28 protein-coding genes and 1 other annotated feature are annotated in these 24487 nt (G+C 35.7%); of the genes, 25 read left to right on the top strand and 3 right to left on the bottom strand.

Going from position 1 to position 24487, the window contains the following annotated elements:
- Positions 1-81 precede the first annotated feature (81 nt).
- The 19 genes from thrS to G6O70_RS09915 all read left to right on the top strand — a co-directional run bounded on the left by thrS (position 82) and on the right by G6O70_RS09915 (position 13742).
- Positions 82-2019 (top strand): threonine--tRNA ligase, encoded by a 1938-nt coding sequence (gene thrS, locus G6O70_RS10005; RefSeq protein ID WP_057869384.1) that lies wholly within the window; start codon positions 82-84, stop codon positions 2017-2019.
- Positions 2020-2060: 41 nt separating this feature from the next.
- Positions 2061-2194: a sequence feature (ribosomal protein L20 leader region), on the top strand.
- A gap of 45 nt (positions 2195-2239) precedes the next feature.
- Positions 2240-2740: a translation initiation factor IF-3 gene (gene infC, locus G6O70_RS10000; protein WP_057869383.1), complete on the top strand. Its 501-nt coding sequence runs from the start codon at positions 2240-2242 to the stop codon at positions 2738-2740.
- Positions 2741-2767: 27 nt separating this feature from the next.
- Positions 2768-2968 (top strand): 50S ribosomal protein L35, encoded by a 201-nt coding sequence (gene rpmI, locus G6O70_RS09995; RefSeq protein WP_003690491.1) that lies wholly within the window; start codon positions 2768-2770, stop codon positions 2966-2968.
- Between the two features lie 93 nt (positions 2969-3061).
- Positions 3062-3421: a 50S ribosomal protein L20 gene (gene rplT, locus G6O70_RS09990; protein WP_057869382.1), complete on the top strand. Its 360-nt coding sequence runs from the start codon at positions 3062-3064 to the stop codon at positions 3419-3421.
- A 284-nt stretch (positions 3422-3705) separates the two neighbouring features.
- On the top strand, positions 3706-4239 hold the full coding sequence (locus G6O70_RS09985) for a YqeG family HAD IIIA-type phosphatase (RefSeq protein WP_057869381.1): 534 nt from the start codon (positions 3706-3708) through the stop codon (positions 4237-4239).
- Positions 4232-5350: a ribosome biogenesis GTPase YqeH gene (gene yqeH, locus G6O70_RS09980; RefSeq protein ID WP_057869380.1), complete on the top strand. Its 1119-nt coding sequence runs from the start codon at positions 4232-4234 to the stop codon at positions 5348-5350. Before G6O70_RS09985 ends, yqeH begins: the two co-directional genes overlap by 8 nt.
- A 10-nt stretch (positions 5351-5360) precedes the next feature.
- Entirely contained in the window at positions 5361-5675 is a 315-nt protein-coding gene (gene yhbY / locus G6O70_RS09975; protein WP_057869379.1) for a ribosome assembly RNA-binding protein YhbY, read from the top strand.
- A gap of 27 nt (positions 5676-5702) precedes the next feature.
- Positions 5703-6344 carry a nicotinate-nucleotide adenylyltransferase gene (locus G6O70_RS09970; RefSeq protein ID WP_057869378.1) on the top strand — a complete coding sequence of 214 codons (642 nt, stop codon included), beginning with the start codon at positions 5703-5705 and terminating at the stop codon, positions 6342-6344.
- Positions 6334-6927, top strand: a complete 594-nt coding sequence (yqeK, locus tag G6O70_RS09965) for a bis(5'-nucleosyl)-tetraphosphatase (symmetrical) YqeK (RefSeq protein WP_157047951.1) — start codon at positions 6334-6336, stop codon at positions 6925-6927. Before G6O70_RS09970 ends, yqeK begins: the two co-directional genes overlap by 11 nt.
- A gap of 11 nt (positions 6928-6938) precedes the next feature.
- Positions 6939-7295, top strand: a complete 357-nt coding sequence (gene rsfS, locus G6O70_RS09960; protein ID WP_057869376.1) for a ribosome silencing factor — start codon at positions 6939-6941, stop codon at positions 7293-7295.
- Positions 7295-8032 carry a class I SAM-dependent DNA methyltransferase gene (locus tag G6O70_RS09955; protein WP_057869375.1) on the top strand — a complete coding sequence of 246 codons (738 nt, stop codon included), beginning with the start codon at positions 7295-7297 and terminating at the stop codon, positions 8030-8032. The genes rsfS and G6O70_RS09955 overlap by 1 nt, the downstream gene beginning before the upstream one ends.
- 12 nt (positions 8033-8044) lie before the next feature.
- Positions 8045-9187: a nucleotidyltransferase gene (locus tag G6O70_RS09950; RefSeq protein ID WP_057869374.1), complete on the top strand. Its 1143-nt coding sequence runs from the start codon at positions 8045-8047 to the stop codon at positions 9185-9187.
- Between the two features lie 78 nt (positions 9188-9265).
- Complete coding sequence (locus tag G6O70_RS09945; protein ID WP_057869373.1) at positions 9266-9802, top strand: YceD family protein; 537 nt, start codon at positions 9266-9268, stop codon at positions 9800-9802.
- Positions 9803-9895: 93 nt separating this feature from the next.
- On the top strand, positions 9896-10072 hold the full coding sequence (gene rpmF / locus G6O70_RS09940; protein WP_057828860.1) for a 50S ribosomal protein L32: 177 nt from the start codon (positions 9896-9898) through the stop codon (positions 10070-10072).
- Between the two features lie 166 nt (positions 10073-10238).
- The gene (yihA, locus tag G6O70_RS09935; RefSeq protein WP_057869372.1) at positions 10239-10826 is read left to right on the top strand and encodes a ribosome biogenesis GTP-binding protein YihA/YsxC; all 588 of its coding nucleotides are present in this window, start codon (positions 10239-10241) and stop codon (positions 10824-10826) included.
- Between the two features lie 16 nt (positions 10827-10842).
- Complete coding sequence (locus G6O70_RS09930; RefSeq protein WP_057869371.1) at positions 10843-11142, top strand: nucleoside triphosphate pyrophosphohydrolase family protein; 300 nt, start codon at positions 10843-10845, stop codon at positions 11140-11142.
- A gap of 44 nt (positions 11143-11186) precedes the next feature.
- Entirely contained in the window at positions 11187-12263 is a 1077-nt protein-coding gene (locus G6O70_RS09925) for a S66 family peptidase (RefSeq protein WP_083481906.1), read from the top strand.
- 91 nt (positions 12264-12354) lie between these two features.
- A complete protein-coding gene (locus tag G6O70_RS09920) occupies positions 12355-12870 on the top strand; it encodes a helix-turn-helix domain-containing protein (RefSeq protein ID WP_258236133.1) in 516 nt (171 codons plus the stop codon).
- A 23-nt stretch (positions 12871-12893) separates the two neighbouring features.
- Positions 12894-13742: an IS3 family transposase gene (locus G6O70_RS09915; RefSeq protein ID WP_219934273.1), complete on the top strand. Its 849-nt coding sequence runs from the start codon at positions 12894-12896 to the stop codon at positions 13740-13742.
- 126 nt (positions 13743-13868) lie between these two features.
- Here G6O70_RS09915 and G6O70_RS09910 read toward each other — a convergent pair whose 3' ends face one another.
- Positions 13869-14006 (bottom strand): SPJ_0845 family protein, encoded by a 138-nt coding sequence (locus tag G6O70_RS09910; protein WP_164478090.1) that lies wholly within the window; start codon positions 14004-14006, stop codon positions 13869-13871.
- 242 nt (positions 14007-14248) lie between these two features.
- Between G6O70_RS09910 and G6O70_RS09905 the strand changes: the two genes are divergently transcribed.
- The 3 genes from G6O70_RS09905 (at position 14249) to uvrC (ending at position 18559) form a co-directional block, all read left to right on the top strand.
- Positions 14249-15667, top strand: a complete 1419-nt coding sequence (locus tag G6O70_RS09905; protein WP_373566422.1) for an ABC transporter substrate-binding protein/permease — start codon at positions 14249-14251, stop codon at positions 15665-15667.
- A complete protein-coding gene (locus G6O70_RS09900; RefSeq protein ID WP_057870135.1) occupies positions 15660-16394 on the top strand; it encodes an amino acid ABC transporter ATP-binding protein in 735 nt (244 codons plus the stop codon). The genes G6O70_RS09905 and G6O70_RS09900 overlap by 8 nt, the downstream gene beginning before the upstream one ends.
- A 395-nt stretch (positions 16395-16789) precedes the next feature.
- A complete protein-coding gene (gene uvrC, locus G6O70_RS09895; protein ID WP_057870136.1) occupies positions 16790-18559 on the top strand; it encodes an excinuclease ABC subunit UvrC in 1770 nt (589 codons plus the stop codon).
- Here the strand turns inward: uvrC and G6O70_RS09890 are convergent, their stop codons facing one another.
- Positions 18560-19471, bottom strand: a complete 912-nt coding sequence (locus tag G6O70_RS09890) for a cation diffusion facilitator family transporter (RefSeq protein ID WP_057870137.1) — start codon at positions 19469-19471, stop codon at positions 18560-18562.
- 250 nt (positions 19472-19721) lie between these two features.
- Between G6O70_RS09890 and obgE the strand changes: the two genes are divergently transcribed.
- Both obgE and G6O70_RS09880 read left to right on the top strand, forming a co-directional pair.
- Positions 19722-21038 (top strand): GTPase ObgE, encoded by a 1317-nt coding sequence (gene obgE, locus G6O70_RS09885; protein WP_057870138.1) that lies wholly within the window; start codon positions 19722-19724, stop codon positions 21036-21038.
- Positions 21039-21073: 35 nt separating this feature from the next.
- Positions 21074-22978 (top strand): acyltransferase family protein, encoded by a 1905-nt coding sequence (locus G6O70_RS09880; RefSeq protein ID WP_057870139.1) that lies wholly within the window; start codon positions 21074-21076, stop codon positions 22976-22978.
- 99 nt (positions 22979-23077) lie between these two features.
- On the opposite strand, the gene G6O70_RS09875 is transcribed toward G6O70_RS09880, so the two are convergent.
- A complete protein-coding gene (locus tag G6O70_RS09875; protein WP_057870140.1) occupies positions 23078-23386 on the bottom strand; it encodes a hypothetical protein in 309 nt (102 codons plus the stop codon).
- Positions 23387-23547: 161 nt separating this feature from the next.
- Here G6O70_RS09875 and rnz point away from each other — a divergent pair, with 161 nt between their 5' ends.
- Positions 23548-24486, top strand: a complete 939-nt coding sequence (gene rnz, locus G6O70_RS09870) for a ribonuclease Z (protein ID WP_057870141.1) — start codon at positions 23548-23550, stop codon at positions 24484-24486.
- The last annotated feature ends 1 nt before the right edge of the window (position 24487 follow it).

Raw genomic sequence — 24487 nt, 5'->3', positions numbered from 1 at the left:
GCTAATGGCGTCCCTAGCATACTTTTTTAAAGTGTGCTAGGGATTTTTATTTTGTTAATTATTCAAAGGAGAGATGAAATTATGGTTAAAGTTAAGTTTCCTGATGGTGCTGTTAAAGAATTTGAAGATGGGGCGACGGTTGCAACGGTTGCTCAATCAATTAGTATGAGCCTTGCAAAAAAAGCTGTCGCTGGACGATATAATGGCGAGTTAATTGATTTTAATGCGCCTTTAGTGAGTGACGGTGAAATTGAAATTGTCACAAAAAATTCTGAAGATGGACTGAAAGTTTTATGGCAGACGGCTTCTTTGTTGGTAGGAGCATCATTGTCAGAACTATATCCAGAGATGAAGTTTGGCGAAGGTAGTGTTAGCGAGCATGGCTTCTTTATTGATACGGATAATGTAACTGGTCAGATTGCTGAAACTGAATTTGAGAAAATTTCGAAAAAAATGCAAGAAATCGTGAATTCAGGTGCAAAAGTTGAACGCATAGTAGTCGATGAAAAAGAAGCGTTAGCATTAGTAGATGGTGATGCTTATCGGATGGAACTTGTCAAAGAAGCTGCTGTTTCTGGCAAAGTTGTTCTACACAAATTAAATAGTTTTGTAGATGTTTCCGCAGGTGCTTATTTAGAAAAAGTTAGTTCAATTAAAATTTTTAAATTACTTTCAGTTGCTGGAGCATATTGGAAGGGAGCTTCAAGTAATCCTATGCTTCAACGTGTTTACGGGACGGCCTTCTACAAGCAAAAGGAATTAGATGCTGAGTTACAAAGAAGACAAGAAGCACGTGAACGTGACCATCGTGTAATTGGAAACGATTTGGATTTGTTCTTCGTTGATCCTAAAGCAGGTGCGGGATTACCATATTGGATGCCTAATGGTGCTACAATTCGTCGAACGATTGAACGTTATATTATTGATAAAGAAGTCTCACGTGGTTATGAGCATGTTTATACTCCAATTCTTGCTAATTTAGATTTGTATAAACAATCAGGTCACTGGGATCATTATCGTGAAGATATGTTTCCACCAATGGACATGGGAGATGGCGAATTATTGGAATTACGTCCAATGAACTGTCCATCACATATCCAAATTTACAATCATCATATTCGTTCATACCGTGATCTTCCTCTAAGAATTGCCGAATTAGGAATGATGCATCGTTATGAAAAGTCAGGTGCACTTACAGGATTATCACGTGTGCGCGAGATGACATTGAATGATGGTCATACATTTGTTACACCTGATCAAATCGAGGCAGAATTCAAGAGTACGTTACAATTAATGGTTTCGGTATATGCTGATTTTGATATCACTGACTATCGCTTCCGCTTAAGCTATCGTGATCCTAAAAACACACATAAGTATTTTGATGACGATGAGATGTGGGAAAAATCACAAAAAATGCTTAAGGCTGCGATGGACGATCTAGGATTAGAGTATTTTGAAGCAGAAGGTGAAGCAGCTTTCTATGGCCCTAAACTTGATGTTCAAACAAAGACGGCTCTGGGTGGAGAAGAGACATTGTCCACTATTCAATTAGATTTCTTATTACCTGAAAAGTTTGACCTACATTACATTGGCGCAGATGGTGAGGAGCACCGCCCAGTTATGATTCATCGCGGAATTGTTTCAACTATGGAACGATTTACAGCTTACTTAACAGAAATGTATAAGGGTGCATTCCCAACATGGTTATCACCAAAACAAGTTACGATTATTCCTGTTAAAAATGATTTGCACTTGGAATATTGTGAAGAATTGCGTGATCGTTTGGCAGCAGCTAATGTACGTGTATCAATTGATGACAGAAATGAAAAAATGGGTTACAAAGTTCGTCAGGCACAGGTTACAAAGATTCCTTATATTTTGGTTGTAGGTGATCAAGAAGTTGCCTCAAATGAAGTTGCAGTTCGTCGCTATAGTGAAAAAAATACAGTGAATGTCTCAAAAGATAAATTTGTTAATGAAATTCTAGCTGATATTGCAAGCTATAGTCGTACAAAATAATACTTGACTTTAGTTTGTTAGCAATGTATAGTAAGAGAGTTGAGAAAAAGCAGAAGCAACCCGCTTCTCGCCTAGCGAACAGTTAGTTCACGGGCAGATGATATTTATTTCGAATTGATGAAGTGAAGATTAGTCCGGGTAGCTTAGGTTAAGCTACCCGGTTTTTTTCTGCATTTTCTCTGATATTAAACGGAGGTGAAGCATCATAGCAGTAGATAAGATGGTAAATGAAGGCATACGTGCAAGTGAATTGCGCTTAATTGCCAGTGATGGTTCCCAACTTGGGGTTAAAACCAAACAAGAAGCATTGAAGCTAGCTGAACAATCTAGTCTTGATCTCGTTTTAGTTGCTCCAAAGGCGAAACCACCTGTTGCCAGAATTATGGATTATGGTAAATATCGGTTTGAGCTGCAAAAGAAACAACGTGAGGCTAGAAAGAATCAAAAAGTTATCAATGTTAAAGAGGTTCGCTTGAGTCCTACGATTGACACAAACGACTTTAATACAAAATTGAATAATGCGCTTAAATTCCTTGGTAAGGGAGATAAGGTAAAAGTATCAATCCGTTTCAAAGGACGCGCAATTACTCATAAAGAAATCGGTTATGATGTTTTGAATCGATTTGCAAAAGCAGTTGAAGAAGTTGCAACTGTTGAATCGAGAGCAAAAATGGATGGACGCAGCATGTTCATGATGCTGGCACCTAAAGCCGAAAAATAGGTTTTAATATAGGAGGAAGAAAGTACTATGCCAAAACAAAAAACACATCGCGCATCAGCAAAACGTTTCAAGCGTACAGGAGATGGCGGATTAAAGCGTTCAAACGCTTTTACAAGTCATCGATTCCACGGAAAGACAAAGAAACAACGTCGTCAATTACGCAAGGCATCAATGGTATCTAGCTCGGATATGAAACGTATCAAGCAGATGCTTTCACAAATGAACTAATTAAAATAAAATTGATGATGAGGTCTTGAAGAAAAGACCGTTTCGAAGGTGTATTAAAGATAAACACCTCGAATATATAAGGGAGGAATTATCATGCCACGTGTTAAAGGTGGAACAGTTACGCGTCAACGTCGTAAAAGAATGATTAAATTAGCAAAAGGGTACCGCGGTTCAAAGCACATCCAATTCAAGGTAGCTAAGCAACAAGTTATGAAATCATACTTGTATGCTTTCCGTGATCGTCGTAAGACGAAGACAAATTTTCGCAAATTATGGATAGCTCGTATCAATGCAGCTGCTCGTATGAACGATATCAGCTACAGCAAATTAATGCATGGATTGAAGCTTGCTGAAGTTGAAGTTAACCGTAAGATGTTAGCAGATCTTGCAATTAGTGATAGTGCAGCATTTACAGCACTTGTTGAAGAAGCAAAGCAAGCATTAGCAAAATAATTTTGCAGATAAGTATGAGTGTGGAACATAGGTTGTTAAGCTAGAGTATTGACTCAAATTACAAGCAGTGTGTTTGTTTTGCTGTGTGATTTGAAACTAGTCTAGGAATCTTATCTTATGAAACACGGTTATACTTTATCGCTAAAGGGCTGCTGGTCATAACTTTTGACCCAGCCCTTTTATTTTACATTGAAAAATTTATTAATAAACGTAATTTTTTTGCTTTAAGTAGGGTTCATAGCATATAATTAACAAGCAAAAGGATTAATTTAGGAGTGAACCAAATGCTGACTTGTTTCAAACCAACTTGGATGATTAGCTCAATATATGAGATAACACCAGATGAGATTAAGAAGATGGGCATTAAAGTAGTTTTAACTGACTTAGACAATACATTAATTGCATGGAATAATCCGGATGGCACTCCTGAGTTGCGAAAGTGGCTTGAGGTCATGAATGCTGAAAAGATTCCCGTAATTGTTGTTTCGAATAATAATAAGAAACGCGTTGAAAAAGCTGTTGAACCTTTAGGATTACCTTTTATTTCACGAGCTATGAAGCCGCTAACGAAGGGAATCAATGAGGCTAAGAAAAAATTAAATTTAGAAGACAGTCAAATTGTCTTGGTTGGTGATCAATTACTTACAGATGTTGCGGCGGCTAATGCTGCTAAAATAAAGAGTATCTGGGTTAAACCGCTTGTTGAAACAGATGCCTGGAATACAAAATTAAATCGTTTTTTAGAAAAAATAATAAAAAAAAGATTGCAAAAGAAAAATATTATAAAAGAAGTTTGGGGGCATTCATTGAATGACTGATGAAACTGAGGCACTATATTGTATTGGATGTGGCTCATTAATTCAAAGTGATAATCCAGATGGATTAGGTTATGTACCTACTTCCGCTTTGAAAAAACAAGTTGAAACTAAAGAATTATATTGTAAAAGATGTTTTAGGTTGCGTCACTATAATGAAGTCTCAGATGTCAGCTTGACAGATGATGATTTCTTGAAAATTTTGACACAAATCGGTGATGCAGACGCATTGATTGTAAATGTGATTGATATCTTTGACTTTAGTGGTTCGATTATTCCTGGTATTCAACGTTATGTTGGTAAGAATCCAATTTTGATGGTTGGAAATAAAGAGGACTTGTTACCTAAGTCACTTAAACGGACAAAGTTGAAGGACTGGATTAGGCAAAGTGCTAATATAGTTGGATTGAGACCAGTAGATGTGGCTTTGGTAAGTGCAGGGAAAAATCATGGAATAGCGACGCTCCTTTCTTTGATCGAGAAGTATCGCGAAGGGCGTGATGTGTACGTTGTAGGTGTGACCAATGTTGGAAAGTCAACTTTGATTAATCAGATTATTAAGCAACAAACAGGAATAAGTGAATTGATTACGACATCGCGTTTTCCAGGAACAACGCTTGATAAGATAGAGATACCGCTAGATGATGAGCACTTGTTAATTGATACTCCGGGGATAATACATCAACATCAAATGGCACATTTTCTTAGCGGTAAGGAACTTAATATTGCTTCACCGCAAAAAGAAATAAAACCGCGTGTATATCAATTGAATGCAGGACAAACGCTCTTTCTTGGTGGGTTAGCACGGTTTGATTACATTTCTGGTGAAAAAGATGGAATTGTTGTTTACACAGATAATAATTTGATGTTGCACCGAACAAAATTAGAAAATGCGGATACATTGTATGCTAAACATGTTGGTGAATTGTTGCAGCCTCCTTCTGAGGAAACATTGAAAAAAATACCCGAGTTAGTGAGATTTGAATTCAAAACTGCTCAAAAAAGCGATTTAGTCTTTTCAGGTTTAGGCTGGATAACTATCCCAACAGGTGCTGTAGTTGCTGGATGGGCACCAAAAGGTGTATCTGTGACAATTAGACGCGCAATGATTTAAGGAGAATTAAATGAATTTATTAAGCGGAAAACAAAAAAAGTTTCTAAAAGCTAAAGCACATAATTTGAGACCAATTTTTCAAGTTGGTAAAGAAGGAATTTCAGATAAGTGGATTGAACAAATTAAATTTGCTTTGGATAAACGTGAGTTAATAAAGGTTAATGTATTGCAAGGCTCAGATTTTGAAGCGAGTGATGTGGCTGAATATTTAGCAGAAAACACTGACGTTATTGTAGTTCAAGTTATCGGTCATGTACTTGTTTTATATCGCCAATCAGCTAAAGAAGAAAATCGTAAAGTTTCAACTGAATTACGCAATATTTAATATGGAGGATATGGGGAGTGTTAATAGATGAATGTTAGTACACTCGTGAAATCAGTTGCTCAGACTAATCCTGTAGTTGAGCCAAATGAGAATAGTAAGAAAAAACGAGTAGGTATTTTGGGAGGTACCTTCAATCCACCCCATATGGGTCATCTAATAATCGCGGATCAAGTTGCAAATCAACTGGATTTGGATAAGATGTTTTTTATGCCGGATTCTTTGCCACCACACATCGATTATAAAGATGCAATAGCGGCTGATAAGAGAAGAATGATGGTTGAGTTAAGCATTTCAGGAAATCCCCTTTTTAATTTGGAAACTGCTGAGTTGGAACGTGGCGGAGTAAGTTATACCTTTGATACAATAATTGAATTGAAGAGAAGGCATCCTGACTATGAATACTATTTTATTATTGGTGGAGACATGGTAGACTACCTTCCAAAATGGTATCGGATTGACGAATTAGTAAAATTGGTTCATTTTGTAGGGGTGGCTAGAGCAGGATTTCCAAAGGAAAGTCAATACCCAGTGATGTGGGTCGATGTACCACTGATTGAAATCAGTTCAACACAAATCCGATGGAATATCCAGCATAAGTGTTCAATAAAGTATTTGGTTCCTGAGAATGTAGAGAATTATATTAAGGAAGAGGGGCTCTATCTTGAATGAGGAGTATAGCCAGAAATATTTTCCAGGTACAAGAGATGAATTGTTAAATAAAGTAAGAAAAAGTGTTAGTGATAAAAGGTACCAACATATATTGGGTGTTGAAAAAGCAGCAATTAAGCTTGCAAAGAATAATAATTATAATGTTGAAAAAGCAAGCATCGCTGCTTTAGTACACGACTATGCTAAAGAACGAAATGATGAAGAATTTAAACAAGTTGTAATCAGTAAGCAACTTGACCCAGACTTACTAAACTGGAATAACTTTATCTGGCATGGAGTTGTTGGTGCTGAAATTATTAAGGATGAATTGAATATTAAAGACGGGGAAATTTTGGATGCAGTGAGGAAACATACTATTGGTGCTGAGAAGATGATGGTCCTCGATAAAATCATTTATGTTGCCGACTATGTTGAAGATGGAAGAGTATTTCCAGATGTCAATATTGCACGGACATTAGCCTATAGCAATCTGAATGATGCTGTTGCATTTGAAATTAAACACACATTGGAATATTTGATTTCGACTAATGGAGTAGTGTACCCTGCGGCAATCTTGACTTATAATAAATGGGTAGTTAAGTAAAGGAGAATTTAATGGATAGTAAAGAGATATTAAAAGTTGTTGTAGAAGCTGCTGATAGTAAGCGTGCTGAAGATATAGTTGCATTAGATGTTAGTAAAATAAGTTATTTAGCTGATTATTTTGTGATAATGCAGGCGGATTCTGAACGTCAGGTCAAAGCAATTGTTGACAACATCGAAGAAGAAGTTGAAAAAGCTGGGATTGATATCAAGCAAATTGAAGGAAAAAGCAGCGGCAATTGGATTTTAATTGATTTAAGAGATGTTGTTGTTCATGTATTCAAATCAGAGACGAGAGGTTTTTATAACCTTGAGAAACTTTGGGCTGATGCACCACTAGTTGAAGTCAATGATTGGATTACGGAATAATGATTTACTCGACATTTGCGCAAGTCTATGATGAATTGATGGACCCAGAGATTTATGATAATTGGTTAAATCTAGTTAATAAAGTCGTAGATAAACAAAAAAACAAATTGTTAGATCTGGCATGTGGTGCAGGTAGATTGGCGGTAATGCTTGCTCAGAGTGGTTATCAAGTAACTGGTGCTGATCTGTCTGAAGAAATGTTGGCACTTGCAGAAGCTCGGACTCGAAAAGAAGAAGCAGATTTGAGTCTCGTACAAGCAAATATGACAGATTTAAGTGAATTAGAGAACTTTGATATTGTGACTTGTGGATTAGATTCATTATGTTATCTTGCTGATGAAGAAGAGGTATTGAGAACTTTTCAAGAAGTCAGCGAGCATTTAAACGAAAAAGGTATATTTGTTTTTGATGTAATCTCTCCTTATCAGACTGACATAGTCTACCCAGGTTACATGTATAATTATACGACAAAAGAGCAAGCTTTCTTGTGGGAGAGTTTTGCTGGTGAAACTTTGCATAGTGTTATCCATGATTTGACTTTTTTTATTGCTGATAAAAATAAGGCAAGTTATCAACGTTATGAAGAAACTCATTATGAGCGAACTTATGAATTAGATGTATATTTAAAGCTTCTCAGCCAAGCAGGATTTGATAAGATCGAAGCTACTGCGGATTATGGTAATGGGAAAATTGATAAAGAAACAACTCGCTTTTTCTTTGTTTGTCACAAGAGATGAGGAGGACTTTGAATGGATGTTGTGGGAATAGTGACAGAGTATAATCCGTTTCACAACGGACATTTATATCAAGTTAATGAAGTGAAAAAAAGATTTCCAGATGCGGTCATAATTGTCGTGATGAGTGGGAATTTTCTGGAACGTGGAGAACCGGCTATTCTTGATAAATGGACCAGAGCAAGGGAAGCAATCTTAAATGGGGTCAATCTAGTAGTTGAACTACCAGTAGCTTTTTGTGTTCAACCAGCTGATTTTTTTGCTTTTGGAGCATTAAGAATTCTTAAAGAATTAGGCGTCCAAAAGTTAGTTTTCGGTGCTGAAAATGAAGAATATAATTTTGCTGAAATGGCAGAAATAACGAAAAGGGTTCATGGAAATTTTTCTACTTATAATGAATCTTATGCAAAGGCTTATCAACGAGCTATTACGGAAAAAACAGGTGTAGATGTCTCTAAACCGAATAATCTTTTAGGGTTAGCATATGCAAGAGCAAATCTAAAATTGGGATCATTTTTGGAGTTAGTACCAATTCAAAGGAGAGCAGCAGCACATCATGATCAACAATTGCCGATTACTTCTCGAATTGCAAGTGCTTCAGCAATCAGAGATGCTGCACTAAATAGACAAGAATCTGTTGCTAATCACGTGCCTCATTTGACAGCAGTAGATCTTCAACAAGGGAAGACATTAAGCTGGGTAGATTTTTGGCCACTACTTAAATATCAAATCTTGACAAGCAATGTACAAGAGTTAAGAGAAATATATGGAATGACAGAAGGACTTGAGTTTCGTATTAAGGATAAGTTAGAGAGAATGGGGCCGGCAGTTACATTTAATGATTGGATAAGTGAAGTCAAGTCAAAGCGATTCACATATACCCATATGACAAGAATAGCAACGATGATTCTACTTCAGGCAAAAAACGAAGATATTGAAGAGGTTGAACAAAAACCCTATATTAGAATACTTGGTTTTGATATTAAGGGTCAAAACCATCTGAATAGTGTGAAGAAGAAGCTATTATTTCCGGTCGTTTCGAGAGTTTCGCAAAAAGTAGCTGCTAACCTGCTTAAACTAGACTATAGAGCAGGACTGGTATATAGCCAGTTCAGTGGTCAGAGACAGGATTTTGGGCGAAGTCCATTCCAACAGTAGTGCTGTCAAGGAAAAAACATTGACAATGTATTTTTTGACAGGTATAATCAAGTTTGTTGCATTAGGAGGAAGTTTTGAATGAAGTGGTCTTTAAATGAGCTAGGACAGATTGGTTCAATGCCTTTTCAATTTGAGGAAGTAATCAACGTGTCTAATTCAATTATCAAACGAAATAGTGAGATCACTGCTATTTCTCCAGCACATGTAAGCGGCTTTTTCGTAGTAGACAGTCTAGGTCTCCTTGGGTCGTTTAGCGTTAGTGTTAAAGTGACATTACCTTCTACCAGATCTCTTAAAGTGGTAGAGGTTCCGCTTAATTTTGAAGTGAGTGAATATTATGTAAGTCACAGAACACATGATTTGTCTAGATTTGATGCTAACGATGTCGTGATTATTTTGGAGGATGATATTTTTGACCTTGACCGAGCTGTTGAGGATAATATATTGTTGCAGATTCCAACAAGAGTTTTGACAACTGAGGAAGAAGCTAGTGCAAACTTACCTCAAGGTAAGGATTGGGAAGTTTCTGAAGATAGTCGTAATAATCAAAAGCAAAAAGATAAAGATGCAATCGATCCGCGATTAGTGAAGCTAAAGGATTTTTTTAATGAGTAAAATTAAAACTTTAGCAGTTGCAAAATTGTTGAATTAAAAGTACAATTCTTTTTGTTGATTAATTTTATTAATTTGAAGGAGGTGGCTGTTAAGATGGCAGTACCAGCACGTAAAACATCAAAAACTCGTAAGAGATTACGTCGTACACACTACAAATTGCAAGTACCAGGTATGAGTGCATGCCCTAACTGTGGTGAATTAAGAAAGTCTCATCATGTATGCCCAAGCTGTGGGTTCTACGGTGATAAGGAAGTTGTAAAAGTTGATTAATAATTAAGATGAGGGACCATGGCCCTTATTTTATTTTTTGATGAATGTTGCATCCCAAGCTAATTGAGCGAGGGGTGTTTTTTTTTTTGTAAAATATGTTTTATCTCTAGAGTCATAAAGATAAGATATGGTAGAATTTAGCAGTGTAAGAAAGGACAGTAAGCTGATGAAAGTTCATAATGTAAATCTCAAAATAAGTGCTGTTAGGCCAGAACAATATCCAGAAGAAGGATACCCAGAAGTTGCATTGGTTGGCAGATCTAATGTTGGTAAGTCTTCGTTAATTAATCGTTTAATTAATAGAAAGAGTTATGCACGAACATCAAGTCAACCGGGGAAAACACAGACACTGAATTTTTATGATGTAGAATCATTGCTTTATTTAGTTGATGTACCTGGGTATGGTTATGCGAAGGTTTCCAAAGCTGAGCGGGAAAAATGGGGTAGAATGATTGAAACATATTTAGTTCAGCGTGAACCGCTAAGAGGAGTTGTCTCCTTGATTGATGGACGCCATGAGCCAACAGAATTAGATGTACAAATGGTAGAATTTCTTCAATATTATAACTTACCAGTTTTATTAGTGGCAACAAAAATTGATAAAATGCCAAGAGGTAAGTGGAATAAAGTTGAAAAAGATATCAGGAAAAAGATAAAATTAAATGATAAAGATAGATTAGTACTTTTTTCTGCCACTGAAAAAATTGGTGAAGATGCGGTATGGAATTGGATAGAAGAAAAAATAAATAACTAGAAGGGATTGGAGTTTAATGGAATTTAATGAATATCAAGAAGCGGCGACTAGGACACTTTATGGCAATGAACAAGTCCTTACAAATTGTGCACTTGGACTTGCAGGCGAGAGTGGACAGGTAATAGATCTTATTAAGAATTACACCTTTAAAGGAAAAGAACTGAACCGAGAAGAAATGATACATGAGATGGGAGATGTATTGTGGTACTTATCACAGATTGCTGCGTGGGCAGATATTCCGTTTGATGAAATTGCAAAGGATAACATTGAGACGCTTAATAAACGATATCCACACGGCTTTTCACAAGATAGTTAAAAAGTAAAATTTTAGCAGAACTAAAGCCAAAAGGAGTGAGTTTAGTGAAACCACATAAATTGAAAAAGGGTGACAAGGTTGCGATTGTAAGTCTGTCTGGTGGTATATTAGGTGAAAATTTCGCACAGCATCAGAAAAAATTAGGAGAAAAAAGACTTCGCAATTATGGTGTAGAACCTGTCTATATGGCTAACACCTTAATGGGAATAGAATATTTGAATAAGCATCCAGAAGCACGTGCTGCAGATTTGAAAGCAGCGTTTTTGCGAGATGACATTCAAGGTATATTCTGTGTTATTGGTGGGGATGATACATATAGATTACTGCCTTACCTGATGGATGATCCAGAATTTATTACTGCGGTACACAATCATCCAAAACTATTTTCAGGTTTTTCTGATACAACAATTAATCACTTAATGTTTTATAAATTGGGCTTACAAACATTTTATGGTCCTAATTTCTTAAACGATTTGGCGGAATTAGATAAAGATTTACTACCATATACTGCAAATACAATTAGTAATTATTTTAAATTGACTACCAGCTTAAAAATTATTTCCAGCAATACATGGTATGAGGAGAGAACTGACTTTTCACCTGACGTTGTTGGAACTGCTCGAGTTAGCCATACAGAAAAGCTAGGATACGAGACATTAAATGGGAGTGGTGTTGTAATAACTGGAAAGTTACTTGGAGGATGTATCGACAGTTTAAATGATATTTTGACAAATACCAGGTATTCTGATGAGCGTGAGATTTGTTTTAAATATGGAATCTTTCCTGAGATAAAGCAATGGCAAGATAAAATTCTCTTTATTGAAACTAGTGAAGAACGCCCTACTCCAGAGGAATATGAAGTAATGCTTGGTAATTTAGAAAAAAAAGGAATATTCAAAGTGATTAATGCAATAATCGCGGGTAAGCCACAAAACAATGTATATTATCAAGATTATCGAGAAAAATTAAAAACTATAGCAGAAAAATATGATTTACCAATTCTAACGAATGTTAATTTTGGACATGCGTATCCTAGAACTGTAATACCTTATGGTTGTACGGCAAAAATTGATTTTGATAAGAAGGAATTTGAGATTACTGAGTCATTATTTCAAGAGTAATTAATTGGTACAAATAAAACGAGGGACGGGGTCAAAATGAAGTGCCCCATAATAGTTAGACAAAAATCTAATTATTATGGAGCGCTTTTTTATGACTAAATATACATTTGAATTCAAAGTTAAATTGGTTCAAGAGTACTGGAATGGAGACGTTTCTTACTCTGATTTAATGCGTAAATACAATATCCCAAGTATGATAACTATTCGAAAATGGGTTCTGCAAGCAAGCGTGCATGGATTGTCATCTCTCAAAGCGCAACATACCAAAAAAGTTTACTCACAAGATTTCAAGCTTTTTGTGGTAAACTATGTAAAAACACATGAGGTCAGCCAAATGGCAGTCGCTGCCCATTTTGGTATTACATTCAGCCGGGTAAATTCATGGGTGAATACATTCCAAAAAATGGGTGCTGCTGGTTTACGTAAAAGGCCTCGAGGGAGGCCTGCAAGTATGACTAAATCAACAAACAAGAAACTTAACCCGTCGGCCGAGGAAAAGTATAAAGAGGAAATTCTCAAACTCAAAGCACAACTTCAGGAAACTGAAATGGAACGTGATATTTTAAAAGCATTAGCGGCCATGAGGCACAATCAACGCAAGCATTAACAAGTCGCGAAAAAACAGTTATCGTGGACTCCTTAAGGTCGCAATACAAACTACAAATATTATTAGAACAATTCAAATTACCACGAGCTACTTACTACGATCAACGAAAACGGATGAAGAGACCTGACAAGTATAAAAATATAAAATTGTTCATTGAACATGTTTACCACGAAAGCCATGAGACGTATGGATATCGACGAGTATATGCGATGGCGTTAAAAGCTGGTTATACGTTATGCCGCGAAACAATTAGAAGTCTTATGAGTCTTTTAGGGCTTAAAGTTGGTGTGTATTCGAAGCACACTTCCCAGTATTCGTCATACAAAGGGCAAGTTGGACGCATTGCACCTAATATTATTAAACAAAATTTCAATCAAACCACACCATTAACCGTGTTCCATACCGATATAACACAAATTAGGCTAGTTGATGGTAAATGGGGTTATTTATCATGTGTCACTGATGAAGCAAGTGGTGAAATCCTTGTCGCCAAAGCTAGTACATCACCCAATATGGCCTTGATACAAGATACATTAGATGAATTAGAATCATGGATTACGCCCGGATCAGCAGCAATCTTACATTCTGATCAAGGCTGGCAATATCAGCAAAAAGCTTATCGTAAAGCCTTAAACAGAATGAACATTACCCAAAGTATGTCACGTAAAGGTAATTGTCATGACAACGCGCCAATTGAAAGTTTCTTTAACCTAATGAAACGAGAATGTCTGAATCGTATTCGCATTAACAACATTGATGAATTAGTCAAAGTTGTAGCAGAATACACTGATTGGTATAACAATGAACGGATTTCCATGAACAAAAATGGCCTAACGCCTGTTGAATACAGGAATCAGACCGTCATTGCATAATTCAATTCAAATTTGTCTAACTTTTTTATGGCACTTCAAAAGTTAAATTTCTGACCCTATCCCTCGTTTTATTATTAATAAATGTGTTTCGTAAGTTAAAATTCTCCGTCAATTAAAACTAAAGTATTAATTTTTCTTATCTTTTTCGTCCTTTTTTTTCTTTTCGTCTTTAGGTTTTTGCGTTGTTTTAGGTTGCTTTGGATCAACTGCAAATTTATCGAAAAGTTCATCTAGTCGTGCCTGACTATTTACTGTAAGTCCCATAATTAAGTCTCCCTTACGTATTATTAGTAATAGAGTATCAGTTTGTAAGTAAAAATTCAATTATAAAGTAAAATGTATATTTTATGGTTTATACACCTAATTAACGAATAAAAATGTTTATTTTGCAATTTTATTGAATAATAATTCTTTTTGATGTATACTTTACATCGTTGAGTAAGAAAACGTAAGGGAGAAATTTAATGAAAAGTAAAAAGATTTGGATTACTTTGGTAGTTTTAATTATGATGTTGCTAGTACCACTGGGGAAAGTAAGTGCCTCAAATGATAATTATTTACAGAAAGTTAAAGATAAAGGAACACTTGTAGTTGGGACAAGTGCCGATTATCCACCTTATGAATTTACGGTAAAGCAAAGTGGAAAAACGAACTACGTAGGTTTGGATATTGAGATTGCCAAGAAATTTGCCAAGAATTTAGGTGTGAAACTAGAAATAAAAAATATGAATTTCGATTCATTACTTGTTGCTCTTGAGACTCATAAAGTTGATGCTGTTATTTCGGGAATGAATCCAACTCCTGAACGCCAAAAAAGTGTGGATTTCTCAAATATTTATTATAGAGGGAAACAGTATATGCTGATTAATAAAAAAGATGCAGCACTCTATAAAAATATTCATAGTTTTAAGAACAAGACGATTGGTGCTCAGACAGGTTCATTACAATATGATCTCGTTAAGAAGCAGATGAAGAATAATCAAATAAAGGGATTAGCCAAATTGAATGATTTGGTCATTGCTCTTCAGTCAGGCAAAGTCAATGCGGTTGCAATGGAAGAGGCAACGGCTAAGGCATTTGCACAAAACAACAGCTCATTAAAGGTTATTAATCCGGAATTTAATGTTGATTCTAGCCAAACAGGTTCAGCGATGGCATTCCCTAAGGGTGCAACGAGCCTAGTTAATGCAGCTAATAAGACAATTGCTGAAATTCAGAAAAAAGACTTGATAAACAAGCAATACATTCCTTTAGCAGGAAAATATATGAGTAATAATTCAAAGAAAAATTCAATGTGGGATTATTGGACTTATTTTGCAAAGGGAATTGAGTATACCCTCATAATAACTGTTGTTTCAGTGTTTTTTGGATTCATATTAGGAATATTATTGGCACTCCTGCGATTGTCTAAAAATAAATTGGGCAAAGCAATTGCAGTTGCATATATTGAATTTGTCAGAGGAACTCCCTTGATGGTTCAGGTAATGTTTGTTTATTTTGGAATAGGTGCGATTGTTCAATCATTGCCAGCTTTGCTCGCGGGGATAATTGCTGTTTCACTAAACTCTGCGGCTTATGTTGCTGAGGTCATTCGTTCAGGTATTGAGTCAATCCCATCAGGTCAAACAGAAGCGGCTAGAAGTTTGGGAATGTCACAAACATTAACTTATAGATATGTTATTATTCCACAAGCATTGAAGAATATTTGGCCAGCACTTGGTAATGAGTTCATTACTCTTATCAAAGAGAGTTCAATTGTTTCTATTATTGGCGTTGGTGATTTGATGTATCAAATGCAATTAGTACAATCAGCAACATACAAAGGAGTAATCCCAATCTTTATTACAATGGTCATTTATTTTGTAATGACATTTGGTCTTTCTAAGGTCTTAGGTTATTTTGAAGGGAGAATGAAACATGCCTAATATGATTGAAATTAAAAATCTTGAGAAATCATTTGGTGATAATCAAGTTTTAAAAAATATTACGGAAGTTGTGCAAAAAGGACAAGTTATCTGTGTAATAGGTCCTTCTGGTTCAGGTAAAAGCACTTTTTTAAGATGTTTGAATGTTTTAGAGCAACCTTCCGCCGGCCAAATAATATTTGAAGGACAAGATTTAACAAATATTTCTGAAGTTGAATTAAATAAACTCAGAGAACGAATGGGAATGGTTTTTCAAAGCTTTAATCTTTTCCCTAACATGAACGTAATAAATAATGTTCAGCTTGCACCTTCAAAAGTTAAAAAAAGTCCAGAAACACAAGTGGCCCAAAAAGCAGCGCAATTATTAGAGCAAGTTGGTCTGGCAGATAAAGCTGAACAATTTCCACAAAGTCTTTCAGGGGGACAACAACAACGTGTGGCAATTGCAAGAGCACTTGCGATGGATCCTGAGATGATGCTTTTTGATGAACCAACATCAGCTTTAGATCCAGAGATGGTTGGTGAAGTTTTAAAAGTAATGCAAGATCTTGCTGAATCTGGGATGACAATGATTGTTGTAACACACGAGATGGGATTTGCAAAAGAAGTTGCAGATCAGATATGGTTTATGGATGAGGGTTATATTCAAGAAAAGGGCACACCCAGTGAATTTTTTGCAAATCCGAAAACGAGTCGAGCTAAAGAATTTTTGTCAAAAATATTGTAGTAATAGAGTTTAAATATTTGGATTTTAGATATGGTGATATGAAAGAGGATGAGTCAAAAGTTAACTTTTGACCCATCCTCTTTGTCTGGGGATACGCCAAAAGCTAAAGTTTGCTCCAGCCGTGCTAATTATTCCGTTTAAACGTATTTCATAAGTCAAACCTCTCTGTTTCACTTCGAATTATTCATATTAAAACACTCGCGATATTTGTAATTTCGAGTTAGTACTCAAAATTTTCTGACTTTTGTTACATCCATTTCTTTTTTGTTAACTCACCGTTAACTCAGATCTTAAAGCGAAGATGGAGAATTCAAAGTCTTTCACTACAAACTTGTTTAATGCTGTAATATAATATTATAAGAATTTGTTCGGCAGACGGAGGTGTAAGAATTAAGTTGGCAACACAACACATTGAAAATAAATTGAAATTGTTACCCGATTTACCAGGATGCTATTTGATGAAAGATCTCAATAGTAAAATTATTTATGTTGGTAAAGCTAAAAATTTGAAGAATAGAGTGCGTTCTTATTTTAAAAGCATGCATGAAGGTAAGACCGCTAAATTAGTTTCGGAAATAAGAGATTTTGAAACAATTATTACCTCAACCGATAAAGAGGCATTTTTATTAGAAATCACACTAATCCAGAAACATAAACCATATTACAATATAAAATTAAAAAGGGGTACAGGGTATCCCTATATAAAAATTACGAATGAAAAGGATCCAACATTAAAAATTGTTAGTCAGGTAAAGAAGGATGGAGCTTACTATTTCGGTCCTTATCCGAATGTTTATGCTGCAAGTGAGACGATGCATCTGCTTCAACGTGTTTATCCGCTAAGAAGGTGTAATGGTTATCAGAAGCGCCCGTGTCTGTATTACCATATGGGACAGTGTTTAGGGGCTTGTTTTAAAGAAGTTAAGGCGGAAGAATATGACAAACAGATAAAAAAAATAAAAACGTTTCTAAATGGCAATGTTGGTGCAATTAAGAAAACATTAGAGAGTAAGATGAATCTTGCTGCACAAAAACTTGAGTTTGAAAGAGCAGCTGAACTTCGTGATCAAATGCATTACATTGAAGTAACAGTTGAAAAGCAAAAAATAATTTCAAATGATAATACACCAAGAGATTTATTTAATTTTTACATGGATAAAGGCTGGATTTCAATGCAAATTTTCTTTATTCGCCAAGCCCGTCTAATCAAGCGTGAGAAAAGACTTTTTCCTTGTATAGATACCCCTGAGGCAGAGCTAGAATCATTTATTTTACAGTTTTATAACCAAAAAAATAGGATACTTCCTAAGGAGATACTTGTTCCAAAGGGAGTAAGTCATGATGTGCTTGGTGAAATACTGCAGATTCCTGTCAAAACACCAATTAGGGGAACAAAGAAAAATTTAATGGAACTTGGAGAAAAAAATGCACGGCTTGTACTTGAAGAGAAGTTTCGTCTATTGGAATTAGATGATCGTAAGACAACAGGTGCGATGGATGAACTGATGAGTGCCTTAAATTTACCAATTGGACATCGAATTGAGTCATTTGACCATTCGCATATTCAAGGTTCTGATGTTGTTTCAGCAATGGTGTCATTTTTAGATGGAAGGCCACAAAAAAGTCAGTATCGTAAGTACAAGTTACGAACTGTTACGCACGCTGATGAAAGTGCAAGTACAAGAGAAGTCATCAGAAGAAGGTATACCAGATTATTGAAGGAACATCATGATCTACCAGATCTAATCTTAATGGATGGAGCAGAAATTCAAATTGAAGCCGCACAAGATGTGTTGCAAAACGAGCTTGGTTTGGATATCCCTGTGGCAGGAATGGTTAAAGATAATCACCATAAGACCGCAGATTTAATGAATATGCAGTATCAGAAGGTGTCATTGAATCCTAAGAGTGAAGCTTTTTATTTGATTCAACGCATTCAAGATGAAGTTCATAGGTTTGCGATAACTTTTCATCGACAAACGCATTCTAAAAACTCTTTATCTTCGCGACTTGATTTAATTCCTGGCATTGGGCCAAAGTCACGGATTAAATTGTTGAGGAAATTTGGATCTATGAAGAAAATTGCAGATGCTTCGCTAGAAGAAATTCAAGCTTTGGGAATTCCTAAAAAGGTTGCACAGACAATTAAATTAAGTCTTAAATAACTAATGACTGTTTAACTCATTGGGTTGTTGAGGTTCGTAGTCAACGTCCCAAGGTTCGACATGAACATCAGTATCAAAGACGCCATAGTCTCTTTGTAAGAGGCTTTCAATCTTTTCAGTAATATGATGGCTTTTTCGCACCGTCATCTGCGGATCTACCCAGATAATAATATCGATAAAAACATTCGCACCATATGAACGGCCTTGAATATTATGTACGAGCTCAACTCCAGGGATTTTTTCAACATCAGCAACATATTTTTCAAGTAGATCATCGTCAAAACCATCAGATAATGAGAAAGCACTTGCTGAGAAAATATCATAGGCTGTTTTGAGAATTAGGAGGCCAATTAAAAAGGCAACGACTCCATCAAGCCAAGCCATGTTAAAGTTTGCAGCAAAGATTGTAACGGATGTTCCAAAACTAGTCCAGGCATCGCTTCTACAATCCTTGGCAATTGCAAGTAACGATTGTGAGTTGATTTTTTTTGCTTGATGAGCGTTATGGAAGTAGACACCATACATTAATGACCCACTGAAGATCCCAACAAATAAGGCATAAATATCAGGTGATTCGTGATTGCCTGCCAGAATATTTCTAATTGAAGTGTAAAGGACACTGAGACCCACCAGTAGCATAATTAATGAAGTTAAGAAGGTAGCAATTGTTTCAGCCTTCCAATGGCCATATTGGTGATGTTCATCCGGTGGACAGGTAGCTAATCTTAGCCCAACCATGACAGCACATGATGAGAAAATATCGGTTGAGTTGTTGAATCCGTCCGCAAGTAATGTTTCGGAGTGACTTAACTGACCAATGATAACTTTTAGCAAGGAGAGTATAATATAAGCGCAAAGGCTGATTAAGACACCTTTTTGTGCTATTTTTAGATTTTTATACCTTTGTTGCATTTTAGATCACTCCTTGATTAGTTTTAGATACGTAAATTATATGATTTTTTTTGATGAAATGAAATTGTTAAACTTTATAGTATAAATACGTAAAAAGACAACGAGCGTATTTTTGACCTTAATTCTAAAAACTGTTATAGTTGGCGGTGGTAGTTTTTAGGGTAACGATGAACAAGTTCATTTTTTCTTTATTAGCTCACATATTAGCACAAATGTAAATAATCAATATGGAAAGAAGGGTGAACAAATAATGTTTGTCGATCAAGTCAAGATTAACGTAAAAGCTGGAAATGGCGGAGATGGGATAGTCGCATTTCGTCGTGAAAAGTTTGTTCCTAACGGGGGGCCCGCTGGCGGCGACGGTGGTAAAGGTGGAAGTATAGTTTTAAAAGTCGATGAAGGATTACGGACATTGATGGATTTCCGTTACCATCGCCATTTTAAGGCTAAAAATGGTGAAAAAGGTATGAATAAAGGAATGTATGGTCGTGGAGCAAGCGATTCTTATGTTTTTGTACCTGAAGGGACTACAGTAACTGATGATGAAACAGGTGAAATTTTAGGTGATTTACTGCACAATGGCGATGAGCTAGTTGTTGCAAAAGGTGGTCGTGGTGGTCGTGGAAATATTCATTTTGCGAGTGCAAAGAACCCAGCACCAGAAATTTCGGAAAATGGTGAACCAGGTGTTGAACGAATCTTGCGACTAGAATTAAAAGTTCTAGCAGATATTGGACTGGTTGGTTTCCCTTCAGTTGGAAAATCAACATTGTTAGCAACCGTTACGAGTGCTAAACCTAAGATAGCTGCTTATCATTTTACAACACTTGTACCTAACTTAGGAATGGTCAGATTAGATGATGGCAGAGACTTCGTCATGGCTGATTTGCCAGGATTAATTGAGGGTGCTTCGCAAGGAGTCGGACTTGGAATTCAATTTTTGAGACATATTGAACGGACAAGAGTAATCCTGCATTTGGTTGATTTAAGTGGTACAGATGGGCGAGATCCATATGATGATTTTGTTAAAATCAATCAAGAATTGGTGTCATACGATGAAACGCTACTTGAGCGACCACAAATTGTAGTAGCAAGTAAGATGGATTTACCAGATTCAAAGGAAAATTTGCCAGAATTCATTGCAAAGATTAAGAAGGATACAATGCTCAAAACTGTCCCAGAGGTTGTTGAAATCTCTGCAGTAACACATACGGGTGTTAAGGAGTTGATGGCAAAAGCCGCTGATTTACTTGAAAAGACACCTGTATTTCCAACATTGGCAGATAGAAAACGCCAAGAGCAGCTTGAAAATGGAGTTGTTTATAAGTTTGAAGAGTCAGAAAAATATCCTTTTGAAATCACAAGAGATCCAGATGCAACATGGGTATTAAGCGGTGTCGAATTAGATAAGTTATTTAAAATGACTGATTTTGAACATGATGAAAGTATTATGCGCTTTGCCCGTCAATTAAGGGGAATGGGTGTTGATGATGCACTGAGAGCAAAAGGTGCTAAACAAGGTGATTTGGTTAGGATTGATAAGTTTACATTTGAATTTGTTGAATAAACGGTAGAAGTTTTTTGTATTTTGGGGTTGGAAAAATGAATACGAGTAGTAAAAAAAGACGTTATATTACAGGCTTTGATGGCATCAGAGCAATTGCAGTTATCGGAGTTATTTTATATCACCTTGTACCATATGATGTTCAGGGTGGCTTTTTGGGGGTCCCAATTTTTTTTGTGTTATCTGGATATCTTATTACAGATATTTTGAATGAAGAGATTCAAAAAAATGGAAAAGTTAATCTGTTTTCCTTCTATAAGAAAAGAATGAAGCGACTATATCCAGGATTGGTGACAATGATTGTTGCTACGAGTGCATATATAACTTTATTTCAAAGAAGTTTGTTGACTGGCATCCGAAATGTAATAATTGGCAACTTGATTTATGTTTATAACTGGGTGCAAGTTAAACAGGGACAATCGTACTTTGATCGTTTTGGAGCAGTACAGTCACCTTTTACACATCTCTGGTCATTGTCGATTGAAGGTCAATTTTATCTTTTTTGGCCAATTATACTAACAGTTTTATGGGTAATTTTGCGAAAAAAACAACCTATTTTTGATGTTATTTTTATAGTGGCATTCTTTTCAGCATTAGCGATGGCATTATTGTATAAAGATGGTCAAGATTCCTCAAGAATATACTTTGGAACTGATACAAGGATGTTTTCGATCTTATTGGGAACTAGTTTGGCAGTTATCTGGCCAAGTAAAGGATTGAAAAATAATCTTCAGAAAAAATCAAGAATAATTTTAGATTGTATAGGAATAGCTAGTTTAATTATAATTATTTTGATGTTCTTCTCAATGTCTGGTGAAAGTGATTTGACATACCATGGGGGGATGTTCTTCTTTTCCTTAATTTCAATGCTTCTGATAGCAACTGTTGCTCACCCAGGTGCTGATATGAATAAATTATTAACTAATCCGATTTTTACTTGGTTAGGCAAGAGAAGTTATGGAATATATCTTTATCAATATCCGGTAATGATTTTTTATGAGTCGCATATTTCAAATATGGCAGCACATCCGTGGATTCATTTTTTTATTGAGATTTGTTTGATTTTGATAATCAGTCACTTATCTTATTGTTATATTGAATTACCACTCCAACACTTTGATTATTCAAGGACAAGGGAGGTAATAGCAGAACTTCTTAAAAGAAAGTCTCGTTATGGTTGGCGTAGATTATGGATTGTAGGTGCAATTATCTTAATTGCATTAACGATGACAGGCGCAGTTTTCCAACCTAAGTTACAAAGTAATCAGGAAGATAAGCAATTGGAGAACGTGATAAAGAAGAATCAAAAAGAAGTTACAAAGAGCAATAAAAAATTACAAGACAAGGGAGCACAAAATTCAGGCTCTACATCTTCTTCACAAGAAAGTGCAAGCAATTCAACGAGCTCTTCGCAGGCAAAATCAAGTTCACAACCAGTTGAATTGACACCACAGCAACAACAGCAAGCTGCAACTATGAGAATTACAGCAATTGGTGATTCAGTATTGGCTGATGGGTCGGTTAAGTTAAAGTCTATTTTTCAGCAAATGTATATTGATGCAAAAGTCGGAAGACAGCCAAGAGATGCAATTGGAATCTTGAATGAACTTGCACAAAAAGGTCAATTAGATAATACTGTTTTGTTGAGTTTGGGAACTAATGGACCATTTAACGATGAAGAACTCTATCAAATCATGGGTGCAATCGGCAATCGCAGAGTTTATTGGATAAATACGCATGTTCCGACTAGAAGATGGCAAGGTCAAGTTAATGACTCACTGAATGCTGCAACTAAAACATATTCTAATTTGCATGTAATAGATTGGTATGATTATAGTAATAATCACACTAACTGGTTCTATGACGATAATGTTCATCCGAACGAATACGGTCTGAATTATTATAGTAATTTTATTGCAAAAGAAGTATTAGAAGAAAAATAAAATGCTTAAAAAAGATATTAATGTAGCCTTTTTTGGTTAGAAAGATAATTAATTATGAGGAATGCCAACAAATTAATAATTTGTGACAGCCTCGTTTTTTTATTCTACAAGACGTAATTTACCATTTATTAACAATCTGTTTTCTGATATACGATATCCAAAAACTTTGAAGTCTTGGGAATTATAGTTAATTAAGATTTCTGTGTTTGGTGAAGCAAATTGATTTGACAATTTGAAAAAGGATTGTAAGCTCATTGCAGTACCTGAAGCAGAATTTGTTAGCAAAATTGTAGCCTGATCATTCTTTAAAAACTGTGTAATTGGAATTAAAGAATTGTTGTTTTGAAAATATAGCTGATAACTAGGATTGAGTCCAAATACTAGGGTTGAAAAGTCTTTTAAATACATATTCTTCCTCTTTTCATGAAATGAATTTTGTTTTTTAAGACATCTGTTTAATTATATTTTGTAATTAAATATAGTGACAGCTTTTATTTTGATGTTAAAATGATGTAAGATATTATTATACTTTAAGCCGTTTATATGTGCTTGATAGATTGGAATTATATATGGAAATTGAATTTTTAGGAACTGGTGCGGGTTCACCCGCAAAGTCACGTAATGTAACTAGTATAGCGCTAAAATTGTTGGAAGAGATAAATGAAGTTTGGTTGTTTGATGTCGGTGAAGGAACACAGCATCAAATATTGAAAACCTCAATTAGACCTCGAAAGGTGACTAGAATTTTTATCACACATCTTCATGGAGATCATCTCTTTGGATTACCAGGCTTTTTAAGTAGTCGTTCTTTCCAAGGTGCCCAACAAATGGGAACTTTGATTATTTATGGGCCAAAAGGAGTTAAAGATTTCGTACAGCTTAGTCTACGTGTTTCGCAAACTAAGTTAACTTACAAAATAAAGTATATTGAGATTGAAAAAACAGGATTACTTGTAAACGAAGCACAGTTTAGAGTATATGTAGATCGCTTGGATCATCGAATAGAGTGTTTTGGTTACCGAGTTGTTGAAAATGACTATGCAGGAGAATTACAGGTTGAGCGGCTGAAAGAGGAACATATACCTGCAGGACCAATTTATGGAAGGTTAAAAGCGGGTGAAAAAGTAGAGTTGCCTGATGGTAGAGTTATTGATGGGCAGGACTACCTTGGAGAGAAAAAAAGAGGAAGAATCGTTACTATTCTTGGCGATACAAGGCAGGCACCATCAATTTTGGGGTTAGCACAAAATGCAGACGTACTTATTCATGAAAGTACTTTCGGTAGAGATGAAGCTCAACTCGCATTTAACTATCATCATTCAACTAATATGCAAGCTGCTAAAATTGCTAAGCAAGCTGAAGTAAAACAACTTTTTCTCACGCATATATCTGCTAGATATGTCGGTGTAAAGGCATTACAACTTGAAAAAGATGCACATAAAGTTTTTGAAAATACAAAATTGGCTAATGATTTTGATACCTACATGGTTCCATTTTCTCATAAATAGG

Source organism: Liquorilactobacillus hordei DSM 19519 (assembly GCF_019443985.1).
GTDB lineage: Bacteria > Bacillota > Bacilli > Lactobacillales > Lactobacillaceae > Liquorilactobacillus > Liquorilactobacillus hordei.
This window is presented reverse-complemented; position numbering and strand designations above follow the sequence as displayed.